Raw genomic sequence first — 26,488 nt, 5'->3', positions numbered from 1 at the left:
AAGAATTTAAATCAAATGATGCTTGCTCCCTTCCAGTCGTTATCACATAAGTATCTGACAGAAGAAAAGAAAGAGCAGATCCAAAAAAAATTAGAAGAAGCTGGTTTGGATACGAAACCAGAAGAATATTTGAAAATGAAGGTTGCCTATCCCATCATTTTCACCTCTGTTTTCTTGATATGTACGGTGTTTCATGATTACTACTTATTTAAAGTGGGCGTTTTAATTTCACCGCTACTTTATTTCTATCCTGATTATCTATTAAAGAGAAGAATCAAGCAGGCTATAGAAGCAAGGAAGTTCGAATTACCGGAGTATTTAATTCCTATGCTGCAGTTGTTAAAAACACATACAACATTAGAAGCAGTAAAAAAGGCGCAGATATATGCCGGGAGACATCTTCGACCGTATGTATCTACACTTACAGCGGAATTAGAAATGTATGCGGGTTCGGATCAACCATTTAGAAACTTTGCAGCAGCCTTAAATAGTCCAGAAGTAAATACCTTTACTATTGCATTGCAACAAGCACAAAAAACGGATAAGGTACAGAGTCTTCGTATTATGGATGCACAGATTAAAATGATGCGTGAGTTAAAACATGAGAACTATAACCGTCTCATTCAAAATAAGCCAATGGAAATGAATAAATTTAACGTAGCTGTTATTGGATGTATTGTAATTTATCCAATGGTTATTGTTATTCAATCCTTAATGCAAGGATTTGCAAGTATATAGAAAAACATTATTCAAAATGGAATAGGTAAAGGAGCAAAATATATGTTAACGAAAATGAAGAATTGGTTAAAAAATGAAGACTCACAATTATCATCAGAAAATGGTATGTTAATCGCCTTGGCGGTAATTATTGTGCTAGTAATTGGACCATTTGTATGGAAAGCAATCCAAGGTGGCTATGATACAATTCTAGCTCGATTCACAAAAGCATCAAGCAATGCAGATGTGAATACTTGGAACAAGAAATAAAAGTTTTAGGTTCATGATGTTTATTATGTATATAGTTCAAATAAATGAATAAGGGAGATTCAATCATGTTAGCAAAAATGAAAAATTGGTTAAAAAATGAGGATTCACAACTATCATCAGAAAACGGTATGTTAATTGCCTTGGCGGTCATTATCGTATTAGTAATTGGGCCGTTTGTATGGAAAGCAATCCAAGGTGGTTATGATACGATCCTGGCACGATTCACAAAAGCATCAAGCAATGCAGACGTAAATTCTTGGAATAAGTAATAAAAGATTTAAATAATTAAGTTCTTATTTTAGTAAATTCTTAAAATCGATATATAAAGGAGACGAAATGTAATGTTAGCAAATATGAAGAATTGGTTAAAAAATGAGGATTCACAACTATCATCAGAAAACGGTATGTTAATCGCTTTAGCGGTCATTATTGTATTAGTAATTGGGCCATTTGTATGGAAAGCAATCCAAGGCGGTTATGATACAATTCTAGCTCGATTCACAAAAGCATCAAGCAATGCGGATGTAGATTCTTGGAACAAAAAATAAATTTTAATTGAAAATAAGAGGGGGCGTGTTTTATATAGCTCCCTCCTTTTAAAATATAAGGAGGTACTATGATGAAATTCAGTAAAGTAATGATTCCTACATTAGCAACATTAGCCCTTGGCATGTCATTAATTAGTACACCTGCAAGTGCAGCAACAACAGCTGATACAAAACTAAATCAAAGTATAACAGGTGGGGAACATAATATTGCTGTTACACCAGTTAGTAACTTTAACGCGGTAACACTAAGTGGAGAAACACAAGTAACACATGCAAATCCTGGTGTACTAACAGTGACAGATGCAACTGGTTCTGGGAATGGTTGGAGAATCAATGTAAAAGCAGATCAATTTAAAGTGAGTGGAGATGCAAAGTCAAATCGGACACTTCCAAAGGGTTCCTTAGTTTTGAATAGTGGTGGTGCTGCTATAACGAAAGTTGGAGGGACAAGTTCACCAAATCCGGAGTTTAAAACGACTAACTTTATTATAGATACTGATAATCAAGTTACGATTTTAAGTGCGAAAAAAGATGAAGGTATGGGGAAATATAATGTTAGTTTCAATGATAAATCTCTAGCTTTAACGTTAAATCCACATAGTACGTATGTTGAGAATAAGGCTGGTGCTACCTCATATGAGTCAAAACTGACATATTCTATTGTAACAGGACCTTAAAAGAAATTTATCATATAGAAGGGAATCACGTATGTATGATTCTCTTCTATACATAGAAAGAAGGGGCAGAATGAAAAGCTATGTATATAAAATTTTAATTAGTATTTTGGTTGTGATTATATTCATTTTAAGTATAAGCTTAAAACCTTTTAAAGTAGTTTATGCACAAGAAAAACAAGATAGTTTACCATTTGATGTAAGCATTCATGTCCCGGATAATCAACTAGGTGATATAAAAAATTATTTTAATTTACAGGTGAAAAAGAAACAGAATCAAACAGTAAAAATGGATGTACACAATAAAGCTAATACTCCAATCAAAGTCAATGTAAAAGTCGCTAACGCTCTCACCTCTACAAACGGAGGTATTATGTATGTAACAAATCGTGAAGTCTCACAAAGTATATTAACAGATACAGATTTCTATATGGATCAGTATGTTCAAGCACCTGACGCTGTTAACTTAGAGGGGAATCAAACGAAAACTATAGAGGTACATTTAACGACACCAAATCAAGATGGAGTGTTTTTGGGTGGATTATTATTTGAGTTAGCGCACGATACCCAAGGACAGAAGCTTGAAAAGGACGGATTGAACTTTTCTGTACATAATAGCATTGAATATGCGGTAGCAATACAATTGAATAGTGAAGAGACTGAAAATTGGGTCAATAAAACGCCTCTTAAACTAAATGGCACAACTGTTGAATCTTATCCAACACAACCACAAGTCCATGCACTTATTCAAAATACAAATGCAAATATTGTAAGGGATGTAGCAGTTTACTATGAAGTTTTATCCCAGGATAACGTTCTGTTTCATGGTAATATTCCAGCATTCAATGTAGCGCCAAAATCTAAGGTAGGATTAGCAATCCCATGGAAAGCGAAAGAATATAAAGATGGAAAGTATACACTAAAAGTCACTATAAAAGAGAATGGTATACCAAAAACATATACAGAACAGATACGCATAACTGCTTCTAATGTGACAGATTATGCGGAACAAACAGGTGCAATAAAAGTGTTGCCTGGATATTCTAATCAAATATATATAATAGCCGCTGGTGTTTTCATATTAGTTATTTCAATGTTTGTATTTGTATGGTGGAGAAAGAAACATGAAAATCAGAAGGAGCAAAATAAGGCAGCATAGATAGCATAAAAATGAAATGGGGGAGGAAACAGTGAAATGGGGGAAGGTTCTTACTTCAATCATACTTTTGGGTGTATCGTGCTTAATTATTGATTCAAAAGATAACTCTATATTAGCTGATCAAATAGGAAAACAGCAAAATGGTATTCCAACACTCACTGCAAATGGAAAAGAAAATGAAGTGAAGCTAGAATGGGCGATTGATATCTTAGAGCAGGACGTCCTATGGAAAATTGATTTTAATAACCCAAAAGACGTTAATTTGATGAGTGGTTGGGGAGAGTTTTACGGTAACGGGAATCAAAGTTTACAATCTGAAGTTTTTTATCCAAATGGTACAGATACTAGCGGATACAAAGTATTTGATACAAAATCGGGAGGGAATCGAGTCTTATATCCTTATACAGTAAGAGAGAGTTCCATTGCTGTTTTTAAGCGATTAAACGTACCTAATAATGCTTATATTTCAGCAACGTTTAAAGCAAAGTCACAAGGATTAGGAAGAATTAGTTTCTATGGTGATGGAGGCTGGGAAACAGGGAGAGAATTTGACTATTATAATGCTACTGTTTTGAAAGATGTTCCAGGCGGTTCAAAAGAAATAGAAATTAGTAATATCTCTTTGTTTCCAGAGAAGGAACCGGGTACCAACATACCAAGGGATAGAAGACATATAACTTCGGATATAAACAAAGATGTGTATCAAGATTCCCCTATGATTGAAAAGGTAATACCGTATCAGGATGGTTCTGGAAAGGGAAAGGTAATATTAAATAGTCCTATTGTGACCCCGATGAAACAAGGTGATCGCCTAAAAACAAGAAAATGGGCAGCACCTATCCAATTACCAAATAATCGTACGATCACAAAGAATGATTCTAATAAAGATATAAATGGATGGTCTACGTTTAGTATGAATACTCAAGTTGCAAATAATCCGTTTTATATTACCGAGCAACGAGGTGTAACTTTTTATATGCTTGCTTATTCAGAAGGGATTACCTATGTGGATGAGTTAAAAGTGGGATATGCATCGGAAGCGGAAGTATACAGGGGAAATCAGCAAATATATAAGGGTAGACTCTCTGACTATGTAGATAAAGAAGCAAAAGATCAGGCAGTGCCAACAACACCTGAAAGCTTCCAATTTGAAAATAGAGAACTGAAAGAAACTAAAGTAACGTTTGCCCCTGCTAAAGATGAAGGGAGTACCTATCATTATAAAATTCGTGGAGTTGGCAGGAATGGCGTTTCGGATTTTTCTAAGGAAGTTCCTGCAACTGTAACAAGTGGTGTAAAGGGATATGAATATGTAGTGAATGATAAATCCGACACTTCACTTGATAAAGTGGGTGGTGTTCAGTTTACAAATCAGACTAGCATTCAGTTTCCAACTGATTATGCGAAACCACAATATGTACATATCCGTACAGTAGATAAAGCTGGGAATAAAAGTACGACGAAGCATATATCTACAACACAAAAAGGACGAGTAGACATGCTTACTGTTCCTAAAAGTGTAGAGTTTACTCCTATTCAACTAAATGGAGAAAAGCAAAATTCATTTGGTACATTAGGGAAACTCATGATACATGATAGTCGAAATCAAGCGGATGGATGGAGATTGAATATGACAATTTCTCCATTTACAGAGCCGAATATTGCAAAACAATTGCCAAAGGGTTCTTTATCCTTAAAAAATCAGGTAAGTATAACTAAAGTAAAAGGTCCAGAGACAGGGAAACCTATCATACAAATTCCAAGTACACCTATTGATACTGGGGCGGCACACACTATTATACGGGCTTCAAAAGATGTAGCAATTGGAGAATATCAAGTCGATTTTGGACAAAATGGATTACAACTGCAGTTAGATCCAGGGACAACTTATGTAGGGAAGAATCGGCAAGCTACTTATACTTCTACGGTCACCTGGTCTCTAGTGAGTGGACCGTAATAATTCATTAAAATAGGAAAAAATAAGGAGAAAAAATTATGAGTATATATGTAATAGGAATACTACTAGGATATATGGCCCTGAATGTATTTACTGATTTGAAATATAGAAAAACGAAAAATATATGGCATTTGCTATTCTTAATTGTAGGTATAGGAATCACGTATTTTGCTGGAATAAGAACAGGGAAAGAGATTGTGATTGTACTAGCTATGGCATTAGCGTGTGGTTTGTTGTTAGAGACATTTAAATTTTCTTCACCCGGTGATACAAAAATGCTTGTGGTGGTAGCTATATATGTTAGTAATTTAGTGGAAGAATCAGCAATCCTTACTGCTATTACATTAACAGCTTTCCATTTACTATTCTTTTGGATTGCTAGTGTGTATCGATTAATTAAAATTTTGGGGTTTGTGGGGGCGTTTAAAGACCAATTGGAGCATGCTGCTTCTATATTTGGGGCAAAGCTACCAAAGAAAGATATACAGCTGATACAGAGCTTTCCGGGGGCTTGTTCTATTTTATTAGGAGCAATTGTATATGTTGCTTTCACTATTTATCAAAACGGAGGTATTTTAGCTTGAATAGTAGAATCATTCATCAAAGAGAAACTTATATTTACTTCACGATATTCGCATTAGTAGGGGTACTTATTACCAATATGTTTATTAATATGGTGTTTATACTAGCGTATCCGTTACTAATTGGATTAATTGTACAGGTTGTCTTGCTTCAGAAGATAAAAAAACCGTTTTATCGGAGCGGAAAAGAATTAACGGAACAGTTAAAACTAAAAAACATATTCCTAGTAGAATCAAATATTTTAGGAGATGAAGAAGGAACAGTTTATGAGGTGCATCAAATGCCTTTTACATTCTCTAATGGATTAATTAATAAAGACAAGACTTATAAAGTGATAAAACAAGAGTATGAGAGAAAAGTAAAAGAGGATTTAACGAAAATTGCAAAATGGCAAGTTACAACAAAAGCTAGGCTTGTTACGACAACTCATTTTCGTTTATATACAATTTGGCAGAAAAATAGTACAGGCTATCAATTAAAAAAAATAGAGGATTGTATTGATCCATATGCCAAGATGAACATTATACAATGGATGATTGCTTCATTCTGTACGACTGGTCGTATTAAGTACGATAAAAAACCAAAAGAGTGGGCAAGTTATGAATGGATTACTTTAAGATAAATAAAAAAGACAGAAAAACTTCTGTCTTTTTTATTTTGGTCTTAAAATATGAAGTCAAAATGAATATATTAAATAATGTAATAGATAAAACATTCGAAGGAGTAGATTTAATTGACTGATTTACCAATGATTTTAGGAATGCTATTTTGGTTAGGATGGGCTTTATTCTGCTGTTTAGCTATTTTTGTAGCAAAAGATGAAAATAAGTACTTAAAAAGCCTCATGTTTAGTATGTTTATGACTATGTTAGTAATTAAAATGGGTGGATATTAATAGAGAATGTGTAGGGGGAATTTCCTGCCGTGGAAAATTAGTAGTTATTTATTTATCCCCTAAAAAAAGACCTCCATATAAAATGGAGGTCTTTTAAAATGACGATGAGATATGACTCAATATCTCGTGTAGGATACTTTAATTATACATAATTTCAATAAAATGAAAAATAATAAGCTCAATGATAATATAAATATATATGATGATACTTGCTAATACTTAATAAATTAATTAATATATAACTATATTTATTGTTTAATTGATTCCGTTTATTCCCACACCTTTTTTGTGTTGTGGTTGAGTTGTAGAAGCAAGTTGCGTCTTGTTTCATTTATGAAAGGGCTTCTTTGAGCCGATTAGTGTTTATATAGCTTATTTTGCTATGCACATTTTTAATCGACTTGAAGAAGCCCTTTTTGTGTTGTTTTCAAGTCTGTTTGATTGTTAGAACCCATTATTACACTGGGCAAAAATTATTATTTAGGGGGATTTATTTATGAATATCAGTTATGAAGTATCTTTATTTTGTTCTGCGCATCCAGATGAACTTATTCCAAGTTTACGTGCATTACGAATGAGAGTTACAAAAGAAGGAGCATTTTGGGAACGAGATTGTTATCAATTTTCCATTAAACCATCAAACTTGTCACAGCGAGCAGCAAAACAAGCAGGGGAAATCTATTTGTATCATGTTCATTTTAATGGATGTGTACGGGATTTCCTTTTTTTATTGGAAAGATGTTTTAGAGGGACGAGTTTTTGCTTTACTGCTATCCGCGGTTTTTTAGATGTAGAAGGTTATTCACTTAAGAAATGGAAACCAATTCTACGTAACCACCACATAAATTCTGCAGATGTAGATTGTATTTTTAAGAAAGATGATCTTGTAATGATTGTGCATCAGCATGGAAGTTTAGAGGTGGTTAAACGTGCGGAAAAAGGTGAACAATTAAAAAAAGTAAACTTTCTGGAGGTAGATAGCTGGTTACAAGCACTAAATCCGACAAAAGAGGATCTATTCTCTTTAACAGGTGTGAGTGTATCGTAATGAGTGATTTACATAACTATATGAAAGTCTACAGACAGAGGGAATGACAGAAATCCGTAGTGAAAAATAACTATGAATTTCTGTCTTTTATTTTATTCAGGAGGATTTTAGTATGAATTTATTTGAACTTTTTGGTTTAGAGGTAGGAGAAGACATAATGGTACAGGATGTGAGAACAGATAAACAAGTTCGCAATCGATACAGTTATGATGTAGGTGAGAAATTAGCGGGAGCAAAGAAAGAGATACGAGCTTTAAAAGAATCATTTTTAGTATCATTTTCTTTAGAAATTTTAGCTGAAATTGAAAAAGAATCTCCAGTAGAGGCGCTAAATGCATTGGATCGAAACGCATTAATTCCATTCTCTTTTGAATATGAAAAAGAAAATGATGTCCTGCCACGTGTTGCAAAGTTAAAGCAACTGCTAGTGGGCAGAATTAATAAGAAGCCAATTGTAGATACACCGACTGCAAGGAAACTATATGTTCAGGCATGTAGAAGAATATGGAATGATATACAGTCAGTACATACCTCAGAACAATGGGTAGATCTTGTTGTTTCTTATGGTATGGAAATGAGCAATGGTTGGTCTGCATTTAGAAAAAATAAGAATGTAACATTCACATTTAAAAGAATGGTAGAGGAATATTTTGATGAGTTTGTTGATGCAGATGGTATGGAATTATTGATATTAGGAAAGAAATTCATATCACTTTGCACAAATTCAAAAAGTATTAATTCTACGTATCTTCGTGTATCACATGAACTAACATGGAATGATTTACTTACGAAAAAGGTTACAACTCGTAAGAAATCCGCAGCTGCTTGGAGTAGGAAACTGCCAGATACCCTGCAAAGAAAAGGGCCAGGAGTAGAAATTGCTACCAAACCTGAAGACGTAGTTGCTATGTTTGGGTTGAAGGGGATGCAATTTGGTCATTATTGCACCGAACAATATGCAAAAGAGCATATTGGGCATGTATCTGAAGCATTGCATGATTTAGCTCGTATATTGGGAATTCCACCTGAGTATATAGGGTTAGGAGGACGCTTAGGACTTGCGATTGGTGCGAGAGGAAGCGGCAATGCATTAGCACATTATGAACCTTCTACCAAAGTCATTAATTTAACTCGTGATAATGGAGTCGGGGCATTGTGTCATGAATGGGGACATGCATTGGATCATTTCTTATATGATTGTAGTCATGATTTTCAAAATGGTACTCTTGCTTTCTTATCAAATGGGAAGAGTATTGGGAATATCTTGCCTGCTATTATCAAGGAAAAGATACAAGCTGTGTTAGATGCTTGTAAACAAGGAAAAGTGGCCAGAGTAATCAACGTGGAAAATGCCTACAGTAGAAAGTGGTATTTCTATGGTGGTGTTATCGATAGTTATGATGTGTTTAAAGGAAATCTTTCAAATATTTTAGAATCACATCATGCTAGTTTGTGTAGGAAGCTTGATACTTTATCAGGAGCTACAAAAACGCGTATGGAGCGTAAAATTGAAAAAGAATTCGAGAAAACCGCACAAATGTTAGCTGCATATCATTATAAAAAAACTGGCGAAAAACTTGTTGAAATATCCTATCAAGTGAAAGGGTCTATATACTTTGATACAGCCATTAAGTTAGATAAGAAGAGAACCAAAAAGTATTGGTCTACGAATCATGAGATGTTTGCTAGAGCATTTGAAGCATATGTAGAATCAGCTTTGCTAGATCAAGAACATAGAAACGATTATTTAGTTTGTGATACATATTCTTTTGTATATCCGTTAGGAGAACAAAGAGAACATCTAAATAGAAGTATAAAGAGTTTAATGGAAGTAGCTGTTCCATATATAATAAATAGTATACAAGGAGTGGGAAATGATGAATTATAACATACAAAAAGGACAATTTCGTTTAACAACTGCACATCCAAGAGGAAGTTGGTGGGAATTTTATCGTGTTCCATGCCCAATCTGTAATGGTATTGGAAACTGTATGCTGCATGTTTCACAGGAGAAAGTAGCATGTACCCGTGTGGAAAGTAAGTGGGTATACGGTAAAAATTCAAGTAATCCAAGTTATATCCATTATCTAAATGGTAAGAAGCAATACCAATTACCAGATGTAGATGTGGTAAAGGGGCATAGTAAGCGTAGTAACGAAGAATTAGATGCATTTAATCGTAATTTAATCGGATTTTTGCCGTTAGAGGAGAAGCACCATATACATTTACTACAAGATAGAAAAATGACTGAAGAAGAAGTACAGATACGTCAATATCGTTCTTTTTTAAAGCAACAAATTGTGTTGGAAGATGATAATACGTACACAACTATTTGGGAAAAGTTATTTAAACAAATTGGCAAAAAAGATTGTTGGAAGGGAATACCTGGCTGTGCGAGACGTTCGTAATTGAAAAGATTACGCACCATCTTGAAACGTTGAAATGTAAATAACACCCACAACGAATTAAGATTGTAGAACTCTTAACTTGAGAAGTGGAATGATAGAGTAACGTCTTGAAACGCTTCCCCTAATACTCCGACATGCGCCTTCTAGTTTTGCGACATAAGAAGGGGTCTGAAGCTCGGTGAAGTCATCTGAAAAATTACCGAAGTACCTATTTTAACAGGCAACCGAAAAGGATCTCAGAGGTGAGTCCCGTAGTTGATAGGGTGGGGGTCACAAAAAATTAGATATGGTGAGAATGAATAAAATGGTATTCTGACGAACTTCCGAATGTACGGGTCGAATATTCGCATACCAGAAATGGTATGGGAAACGAAAGTTTCTATGTCCAGTGGTGGATACGTTATAGCCTGGAAAAACCACCATGCAATGTTACAGGCATTGGATAGGGCATCGGCTTAAAGGAAGCATCTAAGTCTAAAATTGATAAAGTTAAGGGAACGTCGAAAGCTAATGATGTGGAGAGCGCAAACTCTATGAAACAGTAAGGAGGAAACGGTATACCGAGGGAACTTCTTTTAACATTAGTGAGAGTAGTGGTAGGAGCAAAGAAGGTTCTGTAATGGAACTGGAGCAATAGCCACAAGTCGACTCTTTAAAAGTCATATAACCTCAATCGCTCATGGAATTCTCGTATGACTTAAAAGGTCACGAGCCAAGATTGGAGCGTGATAAAACATGAAAAGGTCTAGAAAAGAGGGACTAAAGGATAACTCGCTTAGACATTCTGAATACTACGGTATGCAGGAATCACAAGACGAGTTATATGCCAAAAGTCTAAATGGAGGAAACTTCAAGCAGTTAATGAAAGTCATAACCTCTGAAAGTAATATTCTTTTAGCGTTTAGAAATATTAAACGCAATTCAGGAAGTATCACAGAGGGTATTGATGGAGTTACTATCAAGGATGTTGAGAAACTCAGTCAAGAAGATTTCATCAAAATTGTTCAAAAAAGATTTTCTAACTATACCCCACGAAAAGTGCGACGCGTAGAGATACCAAAGCCTAATGGGAAAACGAGACCACTCGGAATTCCATCAATGTGGGATAGAATTGCGCAACAATGTATAAAACAAGTACTTGAACCTATATGCGAGGCAAAATTCAACAAACACAGTCACGGTTTCCGTCCAAATCGAAGCCCTGAAACAGCTATGGCAGATGCAACCTTGCGGGTGAATCGAAGTCATATGCAATATGTAGTTAATGTAGACATACAAGGATTTTTCGATGAAGTTAATCACAAAAAACTCATGCGTCAACTATGGACTATGGGAATACGAGATAAACAACTTCTTGTAATCATCCGAAAAATGTTAAAAGCCCCAATAGTACTGCCCAATGGTGAAATGCAATATCCAAACAAAGGTACACCACAAGGTGGAATATTAAGTCCATTATTAGCCAATATCAATCTAAATGAATTCGATTGGTGGATAACAAATCAATGGGAAGACAGGTTGTTAAAGGAATTGTCATTAACCATTAAAAAGGGCGGACATGTTGACAAGTACCCACATTACAGTAAAATGCGCAAAACAACGGCTTTGAAAGAAATGTATATTGTTCGATATGCAGATGACTTCAAAATCTTCACCGCTACGAAATCGAATGCACAAAAAATCTTTAAAGCATGTGAGATGTGGTTGCAAGAACGCCTAAAACTACCAATTTCGAAGGAAAAGTCAAAAATCACAAATCTCCGTAAGGAAAGTAGTGAATTTCTTGGTTTTGAAATCAAAATGGTAAAAAAGGGAAGTAAGTTAATTGCAAGAACACACATATCAAACAAAACCAAAAAGAAAATCCAAAAACAATTTGAAGATCAAATCGCTGTAATTCAAAGAAGTAAAAATGAGGGACTAAAGAATAAAGCTATTGTTCGCTACAACTCTATGGTAATTGGCACACATAATTACTATGAGATTGCGACCGAGGTTAATAGGGATTTAGCAAGCATCCATAAACACCTAAATATAAGGATTTACAACAGATTACATGTTAATAGGAAAGGGAAGTACAAAGGGAAAGATAAAGGAATTAAAAGATACATGAAATCAGCAATGGTTCGATATCTAAATGATATTCCTATTCTACCACTAGCGTATATCAAGCACAAAAGCCCCAAAAATAAGGATACAAAAATCAATAAGTATACACCACAAGGTAGAGAATTGATACATAAAAATCAATCTGCAGTGCCTGAATGGAAAATACAATGGTTAAGAGAACACCCTGTCATTAGTCAACGAGCAACTGTTGAATATAATGACAACCGAATCTCTCTATTTGTAGCCCAACATGGCAAATGTGCAATTACTTCCGAGGAACTAATACTATCAGACATGCAATGTCACCATAAAACACCTTGGAAATATACGCAAGATGATAGTTATAAGAACCTAATCCTAATATGTAGAGATGTACACACATTAATCCATGCAACATCGCCTGATGTGATCGGAGGTCTAATGGAGAAGTTGAAGCTAAACGAAGGACAACTCATTAAGCTAAATAAACTTAGAAAACAAGCGAAAAATGAAATGTTAGAAATCAATTGACAAACAAAACATTAACAAAAGTAATAAACCTTTAGATTGAGGAAACACAAAGACATTAAACAGTCGATGGAACGCCGTGTGCGGTGAAAGTCGCACGCACGGTGTGGGGCGGGGGAAAAATTGGAGATAACATCAAAGATTTACCTATCGCACCCGAAATGGGTAGGCGCTACCCCAGAGGGAAATATCCTTTGGGATGCGTCACATTTTATGAAATGAAGAAAGGACAACTTTCTCTTCGTTTAATGGCAGGTTTTCCAGGAATTATGATTCCATTCCGAAACCAATATAATCAAATTGTTGGTTGGCAAGTACGTGTAGATGAAGTAAAGAACTCTGTTCATGTGAAATCTGGACCTACAGGTATACAAGCCGAACTACTACAACAGCCTAATATTGTGAAAATAACGAAAAACGGTGATTGTATCTATGAAGGAAAACTAGAAATAGGGAAAAATAAAGAATTATTAATCGGCGGGGAAAAAGTTGTTGTAAAGATACATAAAGGTCAAAAATACTTATGGATCTCTTCAGCAAATAAAAATGAAGGAACCGGTGCGGGAGGTAGTGAAAATCCACTTCCTGTACATGTAGCAGTACCAAGCTCACATTTGAAACATTGGAAGTCTGGTACGCTGCACAAAACAAAATCAGTAATGATTACAGAAGGGCCGATGAAGGCGGATTTGATTGCCGATTTACTTCCTCAAAGACTAAATAAAGAAGAAATAGCTAAAGTAGGGACAACAGTTCTTGCGATTCCGGGTGTAAATGCATGGAGAATCGTTATGCCAGTATTAAAAGATATGGGCGTAGAAAATGTATACTTAGCATTCGATGCTGACTTAGTAGAGAATGAAAAAGTAAGAGCCGCCTTAATTGCTTTTGCGACAGAGTTAAAGAAAGAGGGCTATAACGTAATTATTGCAGCATGGAACCCAGCACAAGGGAAAGGTTTAGATGATGCGATGCAAGCTTCTTTCAAGCCAGTTTTTCGCACAATATAAAAAATCGTTGTGAACTTAAAAGAAAGTTGTACATTTTACAACAAAGTAGCAGTATTAGTGTAAAAATTTCTTTTAACAATACACGTAACAGTTTAACTAGGGGACTTTATATAAAAGAAAGGTGTGTATTAAGTATATGGATATTATGCAACAATTAATGGACGTAGATAAAAAAGCGAGGGAACAAGAAAGAATGGAACTCATTCAACGATTTTATAATGAGGGAGTTTCTATCACGACAATTGCAAATGCGACAAATATGTGTGAAGAGGATATTTCTTATATAGTAAGTAACTAGTAGCCATATTTGGTAGGAAAATAGAGGAGAAAAAGATAGAATTGTAATTCTATCTTTTTTTATGCTCTTATATACAATTTTAAAACGAGAAAGGTAGAGGGAAAACATGAGTGTATATGTAAAAAAGAATCTAGTAAATTTACGAGTTGATTATGCTTTTAAGCGTTTGTTTGGAGTAGAAGGAAATGAAGATATATTAATTGGGTTTCTTAACGCGGTACTACAATCATCTATTGATGAAGAAATTACATCTTTGCACTTAGATGATCCGCATCTTCCAAGAGAGCAGAAGGATGATAAATTGTCTATTTTAGATTTGCGAGCTACGCTAAATAGTGGTATAAAAATTAATATAGAGATTCAAGTTCGAGACAAAAAAGATATGATAGAACGTTCTTTGTTCTATTGGTCAGGTATGTATTATTCTCAAATGACTCAAGGGATGAAATATACAGAATTAAGACCAACCATTTGTATTAATATAGTGGATTTCATTCTATTTCCAGAAGAACAGGAGTTTCATAGTATTAATACTGTGATGAACAAAAAATCTAAACGTATCATTACCGAAAATATGCAGTTGCATTTTCTTGAAATTCCAAAAGTGATTCAAGAATGGCAAGGAAAACGAATGGATCCGTGGGAAGATTCTTTAGCGCGTTGGTTACTATTATTTCCTGCGCATGAGGATGAGAGATTAACAACAATCCTGGAGGCGATAGCAATGGAAAAAGATCCAGTTTTGAAAAAAGCAATAGAGGATTGGGAGCGTTTAAGTAGCGATAAGGATTTTTTACGCTTATATGAGGCTAGAGAAAAAGCAATAAAAGATAGAATATCAGAAATAGAGACAGCAGAAGAAAGGGCTGCGAAAAAAGCTGCAGAAATAGCTACAGAAGAAACTAAAATTGCAACTAAGATAGAGATGATTGAAAATATGTTTAAAATAGGATTACCTATAGAACAAATTGCAAAAGTTGCAGAATTAAGTGTTGAAGAGGTTAATGAAATTATAAGAAATAAAAGGTAGATATAAATGATAAAAAAACAGGTAATTGTGGGTACACACGATTACCTGTTTTTTTGATTTAATGAAAGTAAGTGAATAGATGTGAAGGAAGGGGGAATAGTTATGAAAGTAACAAGAGGAAATGCTATTTGAAGTGTGTAATTTTTACATACTCAATTATTCTGTTATTAAAAAAATATAAAGAATATAAGGGGAAGTTATTTGTATTATGAAAAAGAAAAAAGAAGCATATTATGTACATGTGTATACGCTTAGAGACAAAAGTACAAAATCTATAAAAATAGAACCATGGCGCTCATTGAAAGAGGAAATGAATGTTTTGGGTCTTAAGGACAGTGATATTTTTCAAATTCAAATGGTATGGTACGATCCAAACAAAGAGGATAAAAAGAAATGAAATAAAACGGAACACGAAAAGTCCAATTTTATTTTTTAGGTGTAAATAAGGCTTGTTTTTTTAAAATCGTATTGCTATAATATAAATGTAATAAGATTTAACAATAAAATAAAAAAATAATCAGTTCGCATATAAGAGAAGACCTCAATATGCGCCATGTCCTTAGGGGACGTGTGCGTGTATTGGGGTCTTTTTGCGTTTTGCGAGCAAAAAACACCCGGAGGTGCAGGAATTATGTTGAATTGGTTGTCTGCAAAACTTATGACAACATCAGTAGGAGATTTTCTACTGGCAAAAACTAGTTTTGAGAAAGGTATTACTGGGCACACCAGTGGTACAGATGCTACCACTGTACAAAAAAGCATGAATACCCTTGTAACAACACTAATTGGTTTTGGGGGTATTTGGGTAGCAGCTTGCGTGGTATTTGCAGCTATTAAATTATCTGGTGCACAAGGTAAAAACCCTGAAAACCGTACACAAGCTATGATTGGTTTAGCTTGTGCGGCAATTGGAGGCTTTGTCATGATCAAAGCATACGACATCGCTTCTTGGGTTACAAAAATTTAACATAAGAGTTTGCAAAAGCTCTCCTCTATTTGGGGAGAGCTTCTCTTATACAAGGGAGGAAATAAAATGAGAAAAGTAACCGTTCCTGTTGATATGACTTCGGAACAAAAAACACTATTAGGTGTGCTGAGCAAACGCCAATTGATTTATCTATTGGGTGGAGGAGCATCCCTTTATTTATATGTGCCATTCTTATGGCGGCTATTTGCACCTTTTAATGCGGCAGTAGCATTTTTTATTTGCTTAATTTTAGCAATACCAACAGTAGTAGTTGTAATAACGTTTGCTTTTATTTATAAAGAAAAACAACACATGTATTTAGATAAATATTTACTTATCAAAATGCGAAGCCGTTCTGAAAAAGGTAAGTGGAGAAAAGGATACGAGCCAATTACATGGGTAAAGGAGAATTTATAGATGTTAGAAATGATATATTTTGCGGTGGTAGCCATTGTAGGGTTTTTCTTTTATCGGAAAATGAATGGAAAACCAATGTTTGGCTTTAAGAAAAAGGGGAAAAGTCAGGGCGGGGTAGAGAAACGTACTGCTGAAAAAAATGGAAAGAAAAATAAAAAGAATACGCCTGCTACAGAGGAAATTGATGAGGATAATGTGGACTTCTTTAGTGCTTTTGTAGAAGACATTAAGGAAGTTGAAAATCATATGATTCGTTATCATGATGATACGTTTGTCCTAATTGCAGAGGCACACCCAGTAAACTATTACCTTCTTTCCAATGCGGAACAAGAAGCGATTGATATCAAAATTGAATCATGGTTAACCACATTAGAGTTTAATACAAAGGTATATATCCAAAGTAAGTTTGTAGATTTAACAGATCCTGTACGAAAAATGACAGAAACAATGAAAGGTGCGAAGGACCTTACACCAGAGACAGTACTTTATGGGCAAGAAGTTATCGACAACCTAGAGTACTGGCAACGTTCGCAACCTCGATATGAACAAAAGCGATATTTAATTTATCCATACAAAGTGGATATTAGTACGATTACAGCTGATACAGAGGAAGAATTGGAAGAAAAGATTGTAGATAAAGCATTTAACGAATTATATCGTCGCTATAATGCTTCCCGAAATCTACTATCGAAAGCAAAAATTAGTGTAGAAATGTTAACGAAAGATAAATTAATAGAACTCTTATACGTAGCATTTAACCGTCGTAAAGCGGTGAAAGCACGTTTCCAAGATTTAATTGAAAATGAAAACTTCTCTCTATATTCAACAGGTGAAACAAATGAGAGAAAACTAGAGTTAATGAAGAAAGTTCTAGCAGAAGAAAAAGCTGAAAAATCAAATAATGGGGTGGCATAAGTATGAAATTGTTTGGAAAGAAGAAAAAAGAAAAAAAGAAATTAGAAGCTGAAAAGAATGATGAATTGGAACTAGATGAGGAAGAGTACGAACAAGAAGAAGTTCCGCCTCAATTAGACAATCAAACAACTGTATTTGATGTCATTGCCCCAGAAGGAATGAAAATTGATGCAGAAGACTATGGGGTAATTAAGCAGTCATTAGGAAGTAATACTTTCTTCCGTCCATTTTATATTCCACGTGATGGATACCCTCGTATGATGCAGACCAATTGGCTGAACATGTTAACTTCAGCTGGAGAGGTTGATGTCATGATTGATATTCATAAAGAGCCAAAAGCAAAAGCGATGCGATCGTTAGATATGCAGCTGACGATGTTACGTTCGAACCTTTCTTTCCAACGTACACGCGGAAATATTGACCAAGAAAAAGACTTAGATGCAAAAATTCAGGATACAAACAATCTAATGGATGAAATTCAATTTAATGAGAATGACTCCTATATGGTAAGTACCATGGCCGTTGCGTATGCTGACTCAAAGAAAGAATTAGATGTTTTATGTGAGTATATTGAAGATGAAATGCAAGCATCTCACTTTAAAATAGCGAGTACCTGGAATCGTGTGAAGAGTGGTTTGAAAGCGGTTATGCCACTAGGTGCACCAAATACTCTGCAAGATACATATCGAAATATCGATAGACGTGCTCTATGTACATTTGCTCCCTTTGTATCAGGATCCGGAAGATTTAACGGTGGTATACCAATAGGAAAGAACAAAATTACTGGCCAAGTAGAATTTTTAAATTCATTTGGTAACGCAGATTATCGTCCACCAAACTATAACATTGGTGTGACAGGGATTTCAGGTTCCGGTAAAAGTTTACTTTTAAAAATGAAGCTAGCTCGTGAAACATCACTTGCAGATACACATGCGATGATCATAGATCCAGAGGGGGAATTCGTAAAAATCACCAAACGATTAGGTGGTATTAACTTAAATATTTCACCTGAAAGTAATATCATTATTAATCCTTGTGCAATTGCAGTAACAGAACTTCAGATTACGGATAAAGATGAAGAGCTAGAAGCGCTTGAACAATATGACAAGAAAGAACTCGTAGAGCGTGATGGCGTGAAGTATGTAAGATTTGTGCCTATTTTAGAGAAAATTAATGAAATACTAGGATTCTTTGACATTATTATTCGCGGACAAGATTTTGATCAACCAGGATTAAATGTATTCCAGCGCACAATGTTAGAAGATGCGATTCGTGAAGTATTCAGTAAACATGGTATTACTTCTCACCCTTCATCTTTATATACGGATGAAGTAAAGAAGGTGGATGGACAATTAATTCAGTCTCAAGTGAGAAAGCCGGAGCCAGAGTTAAAAGAAATTTATGATGTGATAGTGGAAAACCATGGAGACGATGTGAAAGCAGAAGAGTTAATTGCTGCGATTCGTCCGTTTTTACGTGATGGCTCAAAACCATTATTTGATGGACAAAGTAATTTTGGACGCGGTGTAGAAACACAGTTAAACGAATCACGTGTTGTTAACTTTAATATTAGTCATTTAGAAGAGGGCTTCTTAAAGCCGATCGCCTTCCACGTTATCCTGAACTATATTTGGGAGCATTGGATTAAGAGTCCAGAACACGCTATCAAACGAAAAGTGTTATATGTGGATGAGATGTGGCAGTTTATCGACTATGAACAAACTGTTAACTTCTTAGAAAAAGTAGCACGTCGTTCACGTAAAAGAAATGCTGGTATGTGTTGGGCAAGTCAGGACTTTGTTCGTATTTTAGAAAATGTGAAAGCGCGTGGTATCTTGCAATCTACTTTCTCTTATTTCTTCTTAGAGCAAAATAAGATTGATAAGAAAAAAATCCAAGAGAACTTTAACTTAACTGCTGGGGAGCTTGACATTATTCTCAACAATCCAGGGAAAGGTGAAGGGATTTTCCGCATAGGAGATAGTTCAGTTTGGATTCAAACAGATCCATCAGATAAAGAAATGATGTTCATTGAATCCAATGAAGCTGTACTGCAAGAACTTTTAAATAATATGAAGAAAGTACAAGGGTACGCAGGATAATAGCGTACCTTTGAAAAGGAAGGTGAAATTATGCTTGATAAGATAATAGGATGGGTCGGCGGCTTAATTGTTTCTATGGTCAAGACCTTTCTTTCTCCAATCTATAAATTAATTGATACTATCCCCGATTTAATTTTTGGTGGGGATAGTGCAAAATTAAATTTTTTATTTAAAGACGACACAGCTGGGAGTGTATTAAATACGGGATTACCAGTCATGTTTAAATTTGCAGCCTTTTTAGTCTTAGTCAGTGCTGTAATTGCTGGTGCAAAGTATTCAGCTGCTGCCATTAATCCAACAAATCGAACATATATCATTGAATATGCGAAGGATTTAATGATTGTTTCTATTTGTATATGGCATTTAGATTTCTTCTATAACATTATATTTGATATTAATACTTGGGTAGCATCGGAGTTTAAAAGAGCAATAGGAGAACAATCACTAGATGTTTTTAAACCAGGTCAGACAATTACTGAATTGTCTATGGATAAAAATAAGGATGATTATTTATTTCAAATTTTTGCGATGTTGATTGAAGTTGGACTGTCACTTTGGGCAAACTTCTTCTATTTAATGCGAGCGGTATCTCTTTATATCTTGATGTTAATGGGACCGATTATGGTTGGTATGTGGTTATTTCCTCAAAAGAAACAACAAACTCTATATTGGATGCGTGAATTTGTTGGTACAGTACTCATCCAAGGTATCCATGCGATTACTATATGGTTGATTTTTGTACTAGTAGGCAAATCAGATAATACCATTATTAAATTAATCTTATTTGCTATGTTTATTCCTATAGGTGAAATTGTAAAAGGGTTCATTGGTTTAAGTACAAATACGGCGGGAGCGGTAAATAGAGCAGGTACGATGCTTGGAATGGGAGCCTTAGCAAGTATGGCAGGTATCGTTAAAGGGATACGTGATGACCATCGTAGTAATAAAGAGAAGACAAAAGCTAGAAAAGAAGGCGAGGAAGATAAAAAAGAAGATGCTGATAACCCTAAAAACGCGTTGGGAGCCAATTTAGGGACAGATGTAGGTACAACATCTCGTGCAGCTCGTATGTTAAAAGCAGGTCAAATTGGAAGCATGGTTGGAAAAGCAACGGGCGGACTCGCGGGGTTAGCAATGGGTGCAGGACTTGGACCAGAAGGAATGGCAGTAGGAACATTTGCTGGAAGTAAAGCAGGTGGAGTTCCTGGTGCAGTAACAGGAAGAACATTGGCAGCTGGACTTGAAGGAGTTACTAGTGCTGGGAAGCATATTGGTTCTAGTGTGAAGAAAGGTCTAGATACGTATAAAGGGTTAAATGGAGAACAATATCCAGAGTTAACAGATGAAGATATTGCACAAGACTTAGCTACGAAAGATTTTGAAAATTGGAAAGCGGATAATCCTGATTCTGCAGTTGCGAGCCGTTTAAAACAAGCATTCCCTGGTGCATCCGATGCAGAGATTGCAAAAAAAGTAGCAAAAACAAATAGTGATCAAATGTCTCATTTCAAAAATCAGCGAAAACAAGATTTACAAAACATGAAGAAAAATGCTACACCATATGGAAACGCTAGAGATTTAGTTAACGCTGCAACTAACGCATTCCAAAAAGGATATGAGGCAGACCATAAAGATGCGTTTATGGGTCAATTACCAGAAAATATGTCAGCGGAAGAGAAAGAGAAAAAATGGAATGACCATCTAAACTCAAAAGTTCAGGGATTTAGAAATCATGCAGAACAAGCGGCAATAAAAGCTGGAGCAATGCCAGTTGATGCGAAAGATAAGCAAGGCAACAACCTGTTTGATAAGTCTTATGTAAATAAAGATGCCTTTGCTTCTCAACTTGCACTTGGAAAAGTTGGGAAAGCGGTTGAAGGAGTAAAGGGAGAAACACTAGAGAGTGGCCATCAAAATATGGGACAAGTAGACTCACTTGTGGGTGCGTCCACTGCTGCATTTAAAAAGGCATATACAGCAGATCATAAGGCTGGATTCATGAAGCAATTCCCTGCAGATGTACCACAACAAGAAAAAGAGGCTGCATGGAACAAACACTTGAGTCAAAAAGTGCAAGGGTTTAAAAATCATGCACAGAAAGCTGCAGAACAAGCAGGGATTGTGCAACAAAAAGATGGGACTAGCTATGCTAATAAGGAAGCTTTTGCTTCTCAGCTATCGCAACAATTACAAAACAATCCAAATATAAATGCAATGGGTGTATCTAGTGTATCTGGCATTCAAAAAGCGGTAAATGGTGTAAAAACACATAGTTTAGCAAATGGATATGGAAACCAGAAACAAAAAGGTGTAAGTAATGTTGGGAATTTAGTACAAGCATCTACAGAATCCTTTAAACAAGGATATGCAGCAGAGAACAAAGCAAACTTTATGAAAAACTTGTCTCCAACTATGTCTCAAGCGCAAAAAGTAGAAGCTTGGCAGTCTCACTTGAATGATAAAGGGAATGAATTTAAAGCAGTCGCTCAGCAAGCAGCGGTACAAGCGGGTGCGATGCCCGTACAGGCAAAAGATACGAGTGGTAAGAGTCTACATAATCAATCGTATATTAATAAAGATGCCTTTGCTTCGCAATTGACGAAAGGTTTACAAAGTCATGCTAGTCTTGGAACAATGAGTCAACAAGTAGGTTCTGGAATTACTAGTGCGATTCAAAGTGTTCGTTCACACGGTGTTGCGACAGGTGGTGCAATCAATAAAGCTGTGTTTGCAGCTACGCAAACGCAAGCGAGTATGGCACGTGCTGGAAATCTGTCTGTTTCTGAAATTGAGCGCTCGTATGCGGATGCATCAGCTAGTGTAGCAAATATTTCGCAAAGTGCTGGGAAAATGACGATTCCAACTTCAGCAGTGGGACGTATGACACAGCAAAGTAAGATGATTGGTGTAAGTATGATGGAAGGTGCCAAACATCTCGTGCATACAAAAGGTATGGAAAATGTATCACAAGCATACTTTAATGCATCTAGTGCTGTTCAGCAGGCTGGTGGAAATGCAGTACAAAGAGTGATGAGTGGAACTGCAGCTGCCGTTCATACTTCATTAGGAGGTAATGCAGCAGAACGCCATTACAATGTGACAAAAGGATTAAGCTATGCAGCAGGTGTAATTGGTGGTGCAGGTGCTTACCAAGCTACTGCACGTATGGTAAGTAAACATAATCCTTATAATAAAGCAGTTCAAACAGAAGCAAAAGAAATTCAAGAGATTAAGGGAATGGTACCAACAATAACAGATGCGACTGGAAGACAATCAGTTGCTCAAGGTGCAGTACGTCTTGTTACGACAAATAATAAATCATGGATTGAAGCGAAAGATTCCAGTGGAATGACACAAGTTGTATCTCGTTATGGTAGTGGTGATAGTAGCATTCGTTCGGGACAAGTTGTATATCAAGACTTAAATATTTCGGATGGACAATTAACGCAGTACCGTAATGGTATGAAAGCAACACCAGCATATATTCAAGATTCTAGTGGTGGGAAAATTAGTATCAATCGTTCTATCAATATTAATCCAAACCAATTAATAGGAAATCAAAATCAAAGACCTTTACAACAGAAACCAGTATTTAGTGAACCGCCACTTACGGTAAGTCATAAGGTAGACAATGGTCACTTCTATATGTCTGATTTAGACCAGGGGGGATACCAGAATGTGCAAATGGTGGTAGAAAGAGATCGTAGTTATATGGTTGCGACAACTACAGACGGTACAGTGTCACGTATTTCTCCGTTCGGAAAAGGAGATACACGATTACAAGCAAACCAAAGAATTGAAAGGGTTTGTGAAGTGAAAGATAGCAGTATTAAACCGAGAGAAGAAATCCTAGTAACTCATACACAGGACGAAGTTGTACGTACAGAGACACATTTGAATTTATCAGAACATGACCCACAAAACCTGATTCCATTTGCGCCAAACCCTCGCTTAGCACAGCGAAGAAGTAGAAATAATGAAAATGGAAAGTATGGAGTGACAAGTCTATGAGTCAAAATCCTAACGATCCAAATAACCAGAAGAAAAGTAACCCTTTAAAAGATGCGACATCTCACTTTATTAAGAAAAAAGGGATGCAGGCAAGCGGGAAAATGGCAAAAATGGCAGGAAAAGCAGGAAGAGCGGCAGCGAAAGCTGCTGCCAAACTGCTAAGAGCTGGTATAGTGAAAATTGTCGGAGCTATCGTGGGAGCAGTAGGATTGCCTGTTGCTCTCATTATGGCTCTTATTATTACTGTATGTGTGATTCTAGCATCTTTTGTACCATTTACCGATGATGAGAGTAAAACAGAAGAGCAAGTCAAAAAGTATATGGAAATTTCAATGGCACTAAACGTAGACTGGAAAGAGGTCGTCGCTTTTGACATGGCTCGGTATGATAATGATTTGACTGGAAAAGATCCGCATGATGCTATATCATATTTCTTGGATATCCAATATGAAGAATATACGGAAAAAGAGGTATGTGAGGCAGGACCGAATGGTCCTTGTGAAAAAAAGAAAAAGGAGATGCAAAAAACCAAATCTGAAAGTTATTCCGGACCAGATGTAAAAAAGATATTGGGAGATACAGATTTTAAGAAAAAAATAGATGAAATTAATGCAAGTGGTAGTAAAAAAGTAACAGTTTCTTCTCATGGATTAGAAAAAGCGATGGAGCTTGCAAAGTTTAGTGAGAGTCAAAAAGATCGTGCGCGTGAGATACTAGCAGCAGGAATGTTAGAAGGAATGTATGGACATCTGGCACCTTCTAGTAATTTTGTTGGTGGTATGTGTGTAGGTAATGTGAGCCCTGGCGGAGAACCTGTTAACCTTAATGCCAAAGTTACAGGATACCTTCCTAAAATTAAAGAAATGGCAGAAAAACATGGTGTAGCTCAATATGTTGGTGTTTTGGCTGCCCAAATGATGCAGGAATCACAAGGAGAGGGAAGTGACCCGATGCAAGCTGCAGAAGGGCATTATGGAGACTTAAGTTCATATTGTATAGGTCTAAAAGGAAGTGCTCGTATAGGGTGTATTAAAGACCCCAATATTTCTATTGAAGCAGGCGTACAAGAATTTAAAGATGTTTTAGCAAAGGCAAATGGAGATATAGCACTTGCCTTACAGAGTTATAATTACGGTCCTGGATTCATTAGTTATGCATTAGCAAAAGGTGGATATTCAGAAGAAACAGCCATTGCGTTTTCTAGGGAGCATGCTGGTGAAAATCCAGCAGGTTGTTCTGATCCTAATAACTTCCGAACCAAAGTTGGAGCGTGTTATGGAGATTACACTTACGTTTCCAAAGTTTTGAAATATTATAAAGATTTAGGTTGTGTAGAATCTGGAGATGGAGAATGGATTTCCGATAAAGGTTGGAAATGGCCAACGAAATCAGGGCGTATTACAGATACATTTGATGCAGTTCGTGGTGGAAAGCAACATAATGCTGTAGATATTGGAGCTATGACCGCTGGAAAAGCTGGAGACCCCGTGTGGTCAATGGAAGCAGGTATTGTAGTCCAAGCAGGTAATGTAAATGGTGGAGGTCTAGGTGTTTATGTAGACCATGGAAATGGTATTGTATCTCGTTACTTACATTTGAGTAAAATATCAATTGCACAAGGAACCATGGTGACGAAAGGACAAATTATTGGAGAGATGGGTGGTTCTAACTATGATAAAAACACTGGTTTCCTTAATATGAATGGCTACGCTGTTCATTTAGATTTCCAAATTCGTATTAACGACCAACCAACGGATCCAATGAAATTCTTTAAGAAAAATGATGATCCAGGACTATCATCTGGTGGTTCTCCTATTATGACGAATGACAAACGACAAAAAGTATTAGCAGAAGCGAAAAAATGGCTTGGTCAAGGAAAAGTGAGATATGTCTTAGGGGATCGTAATCCGCCAGGAGGTACTTCAGATTGCTCAGGATTTACTCAGTATGTATTTAGAACAAGTATAGGTGTCCAACTTGGAGATTGGACTGGTGCTCAAGTCGGACAAGGAAAACAAGTGCCAGACATCAATCATGCGCAACCAGGGGATCTAATTTTCTATGAAAATCCAGGGCATGTTGCGATTTATATGGGGAATCAAAAAATGATTCATATTGGTGATAATAAGGGTGTACAAATTACAGGTCTAAACTATACGGCAAGAGGACAACATATGACACAAATCCGTAATGTTATAGACTGATAAGGGATGAGAGTAGATGCAGAAAATAATCAACATTTTATCTAATATGCCTCGTAAATACTTGGTCATATTGGGGATTATCGTACTAGTGGCAGGTGTTGCCACCTATAATACCATTCATGATTATATGCTGAAATCACAAGTGCAAGAGGAAGAGCAAGTAAATCAAGATGAAATCGAGATGCTTGGAGATAAACCAAAGAGATTTGATACAAAAGAAGAAGAATATATTGCAAAAACAAAAACAGTAGAGGATTTACTACGAAAAATTTCTAATAGTAGTTATGATGTTCCATATTTGTTTACAAAGGCTGGATTTGGTATTGAACCAATGAAAATGACAAGTAATGAACGTATGCTTGCTACAGAAGCTGTTCAAAGATATTTCCTAAATGGAGATAAGTTTTACAATGCACGTATTACCAAAATTGACCGCGGGAAAAAAGTAGATACATTTCATATAGAGGTTTTAATACAACAGGTAAACTTCTTGGAACCACGACAATTTAAAATTCAGGTAAATCAATATGCGCAAATTGTAACACCAATTGAACAAATACCGCATGGACAAGAAGAAGTTCCTGTGGATTAACTGAAAGATAAGGGTTGTGAATAAAAATCACAGCCCTTATTAAAAAATATAAAGAGTACCTAAAAATA

Annotated in this window: 23 protein-coding genes and 2 pseudogenes; all 25 read left to right on the top strand. The window is 35.9% G+C overall.

All coding sequences use genetic code 11. The features are described from left to right. Positions 1-738 (top strand): hypothetical protein (locus K5S59_RS17910; RefSeq protein WP_220784074.1); only part of this gene is annotated, 738 nt, incomplete at its 5' end. Positions 739-780: 42 nt separating this feature from the next. Continuing rightward, on the top strand, positions 781-987 hold the full coding sequence (locus K5S59_RS17905) for a hypothetical protein (protein WP_000956356.1): 207 nt from the start codon (positions 781-783) through the stop codon (positions 985-987). A gap of 65 nt (positions 988-1,052) precedes the next feature. After that, positions 1,053-1,256, top strand: coding sequence for a hypothetical protein (locus K5S59_RS17900; protein WP_000879955.1), 204 nt, complete (start codon positions 1,053-1,055; stop codon positions 1,254-1,256). A gap of 72 nt (positions 1,257-1,328) precedes the next feature. After that, entirely contained in the window at positions 1,329-1,535 is a 207-nt protein-coding gene (locus K5S59_RS17895) for a hypothetical protein (protein WP_000880715.1), read from the top strand. A gap of 71 nt (positions 1,536-1,606) precedes the next feature. After that, complete coding sequence (locus tag K5S59_RS17890; RefSeq protein ID WP_000672678.1) at positions 1,607-2,212, top strand: WxL domain-containing protein; 606 nt, start codon at positions 1,607-1,609, stop codon at positions 2,210-2,212. A gap of 70 nt (positions 2,213-2,282) precedes the next feature. Further along, on the top strand, positions 2,283-3,368 hold the full coding sequence (locus K5S59_RS17885; protein WP_212935813.1) for a DUF916 domain-containing protein: 1,086 nt from the start codon (positions 2,283-2,285) through the stop codon (positions 3,366-3,368). A 31-nt stretch (positions 3,369-3,399) separates the two neighbouring features. Continuing rightward, a complete protein-coding gene (locus K5S59_RS17880; protein WP_000871009.1) occupies positions 3,400-5,325 on the top strand; it encodes a WxL domain-containing protein in 1,926 nt (641 codons plus the stop codon). Between the two features lie 38 nt (positions 5,326-5,363). Beyond that, positions 5,364-5,909, top strand: a complete 546-nt coding sequence (locus tag K5S59_RS17875) for a hypothetical protein (protein WP_000029928.1) — start codon at positions 5,364-5,366, stop codon at positions 5,907-5,909. Next, the gene (locus K5S59_RS17870; protein ID WP_001088469.1) at positions 5,906-6,529 is read left to right on the top strand and encodes a hypothetical protein; all 624 of its coding nucleotides are present in this window, start codon (positions 5,906-5,908) and stop codon (positions 6,527-6,529) included. Before K5S59_RS17875 ends, K5S59_RS17870 begins: the two co-directional genes overlap by 4 nt. A 111-nt stretch (positions 6,530-6,640) precedes the next feature. Then, the gene (locus K5S59_RS17865) at positions 6,641-6,802 is read left to right on the top strand and encodes a hypothetical protein (protein WP_000130909.1); all 162 of its coding nucleotides are present in this window, start codon (positions 6,641-6,643) and stop codon (positions 6,800-6,802) included. A gap of 496 nt (positions 6,803-7,298) precedes the next feature. Further along, on the top strand, positions 7,299-7,850 hold the full coding sequence (locus K5S59_RS17860; protein ID WP_220784073.1) for a hypothetical protein: 552 nt from the start codon (positions 7,299-7,301) through the stop codon (positions 7,848-7,850). Positions 7,851-7,962: 112 nt separating this feature from the next. Beyond that, positions 7,963-9,738: an LPD1 domain-containing protein gene (locus K5S59_RS17855; protein WP_001048055.1), complete on the top strand. Its 1,776-nt coding sequence runs from the start codon at positions 7,963-7,965 to the stop codon at positions 9,736-9,738. After that, positions 9,728-10,240, top strand: a pseudogene (locus K5S59_RS17850) (hypothetical protein); the annotation flags it as partial. The gene K5S59_RS17855 and the pseudogene K5S59_RS17850, both read left to right, overlap by 11 nt. Before the next feature lie 753 nt (positions 10,241-10,993). Continuing rightward, a complete protein-coding gene (ltrA, locus tag K5S59_RS17845; RefSeq protein ID WP_000830948.1) occupies positions 10,994-12,877 on the top strand; it encodes a group II intron reverse transcriptase/maturase in 1,884 nt (627 codons plus the stop codon). Positions 12,878-13,071: 194 nt separating this feature from the next. Beyond that, positions 13,072-13,884, top strand: a pseudogene (locus K5S59_RS17840) (DUF3854 domain-containing protein); the annotation flags it as partial. A 136-nt stretch (positions 13,885-14,020) separates the two neighbouring features. Beyond that, positions 14,021-14,182, top strand: coding sequence for a hypothetical protein (locus K5S59_RS17835; RefSeq protein ID WP_000353863.1), 162 nt, complete (start codon positions 14,021-14,023; stop codon positions 14,180-14,182). 106 nt (positions 14,183-14,288) lie between these two features. Next, positions 14,289-15,212: an Rpn family recombination-promoting nuclease/putative transposase gene (locus K5S59_RS17830; protein ID WP_000118206.1), complete on the top strand. Its 924-nt coding sequence runs from the start codon at positions 14,289-14,291 to the stop codon at positions 15,210-15,212. A gap of 208 nt (positions 15,213-15,420) precedes the next feature. After that, on the top strand, positions 15,421-15,609 hold the full coding sequence (locus K5S59_RS17825; RefSeq protein WP_000727317.1) for a hypothetical protein: 189 nt from the start codon (positions 15,421-15,423) through the stop codon (positions 15,607-15,609). A 234-nt stretch (positions 15,610-15,843) separates the two neighbouring features. Next, the gene (locus K5S59_RS17820; RefSeq protein WP_011167244.1) at positions 15,844-16,179 is read left to right on the top strand and encodes a hypothetical protein; all 336 of its coding nucleotides are present in this window, start codon (positions 15,844-15,846) and stop codon (positions 16,177-16,179) included. Between the two features lie 66 nt (positions 16,180-16,245). Then, positions 16,246-16,596 carry a PrgI family protein gene (locus K5S59_RS17815; RefSeq protein ID WP_001233525.1) on the top strand — a complete coding sequence of 117 codons (351 nt, stop codon included), beginning with the start codon at positions 16,246-16,248 and terminating at the stop codon, positions 16,594-16,596. After that, complete coding sequence (locus K5S59_RS17810) at positions 16,597-17,511, top strand: hypothetical protein (RefSeq protein ID WP_000892015.1); 915 nt, start codon at positions 16,597-16,599, stop codon at positions 17,509-17,511. Positions 17,512-17,513: 2 nt separating this feature from the next. Beyond that, on the top strand, positions 17,514-19,613 hold the full coding sequence (locus K5S59_RS17805) for a VirB4 family type IV secretion system protein (RefSeq protein WP_000765113.1): 2,100 nt from the start codon (positions 17,514-17,516) through the stop codon (positions 19,611-19,613). A 30-nt stretch (positions 19,614-19,643) separates the two neighbouring features. Then, positions 19,644-23,624 (top strand): TrbL/VirB6 family protein, encoded by a 3,981-nt coding sequence (locus K5S59_RS17800; RefSeq protein ID WP_000884604.1) that lies wholly within the window; start codon positions 19,644-19,646, stop codon positions 23,622-23,624. Continuing rightward, positions 23,621-25,828, top strand: a complete 2,208-nt coding sequence (locus tag K5S59_RS17795; protein WP_000081400.1) for a lysozyme family protein — start codon at positions 23,621-23,623, stop codon at positions 25,826-25,828. The genes K5S59_RS17800 and K5S59_RS17795 overlap by 4 nt, the downstream gene beginning before the upstream one ends. 16 nt (positions 25,829-25,844) lie before the next feature. After that, positions 25,845-26,420, top strand: a complete 576-nt coding sequence (locus K5S59_RS17790; protein ID WP_002163382.1) for a hypothetical protein — start codon at positions 25,845-25,847, stop codon at positions 26,418-26,420. The last annotated feature ends 68 nt before the right edge of the window (positions 26,421-26,488 follow it).

It is taken from the genome of Bacillus sp. BML-BC051, assembly GCF_019656175.1.
Taxonomy (GTDB): Bacteria; Bacillota; Bacilli; order Bacillales; family Bacillaceae_G; genus Bacillus_A; species Bacillus_A mobilis.
This window is presented reverse-complemented; position numbering and strand designations above follow the sequence as displayed.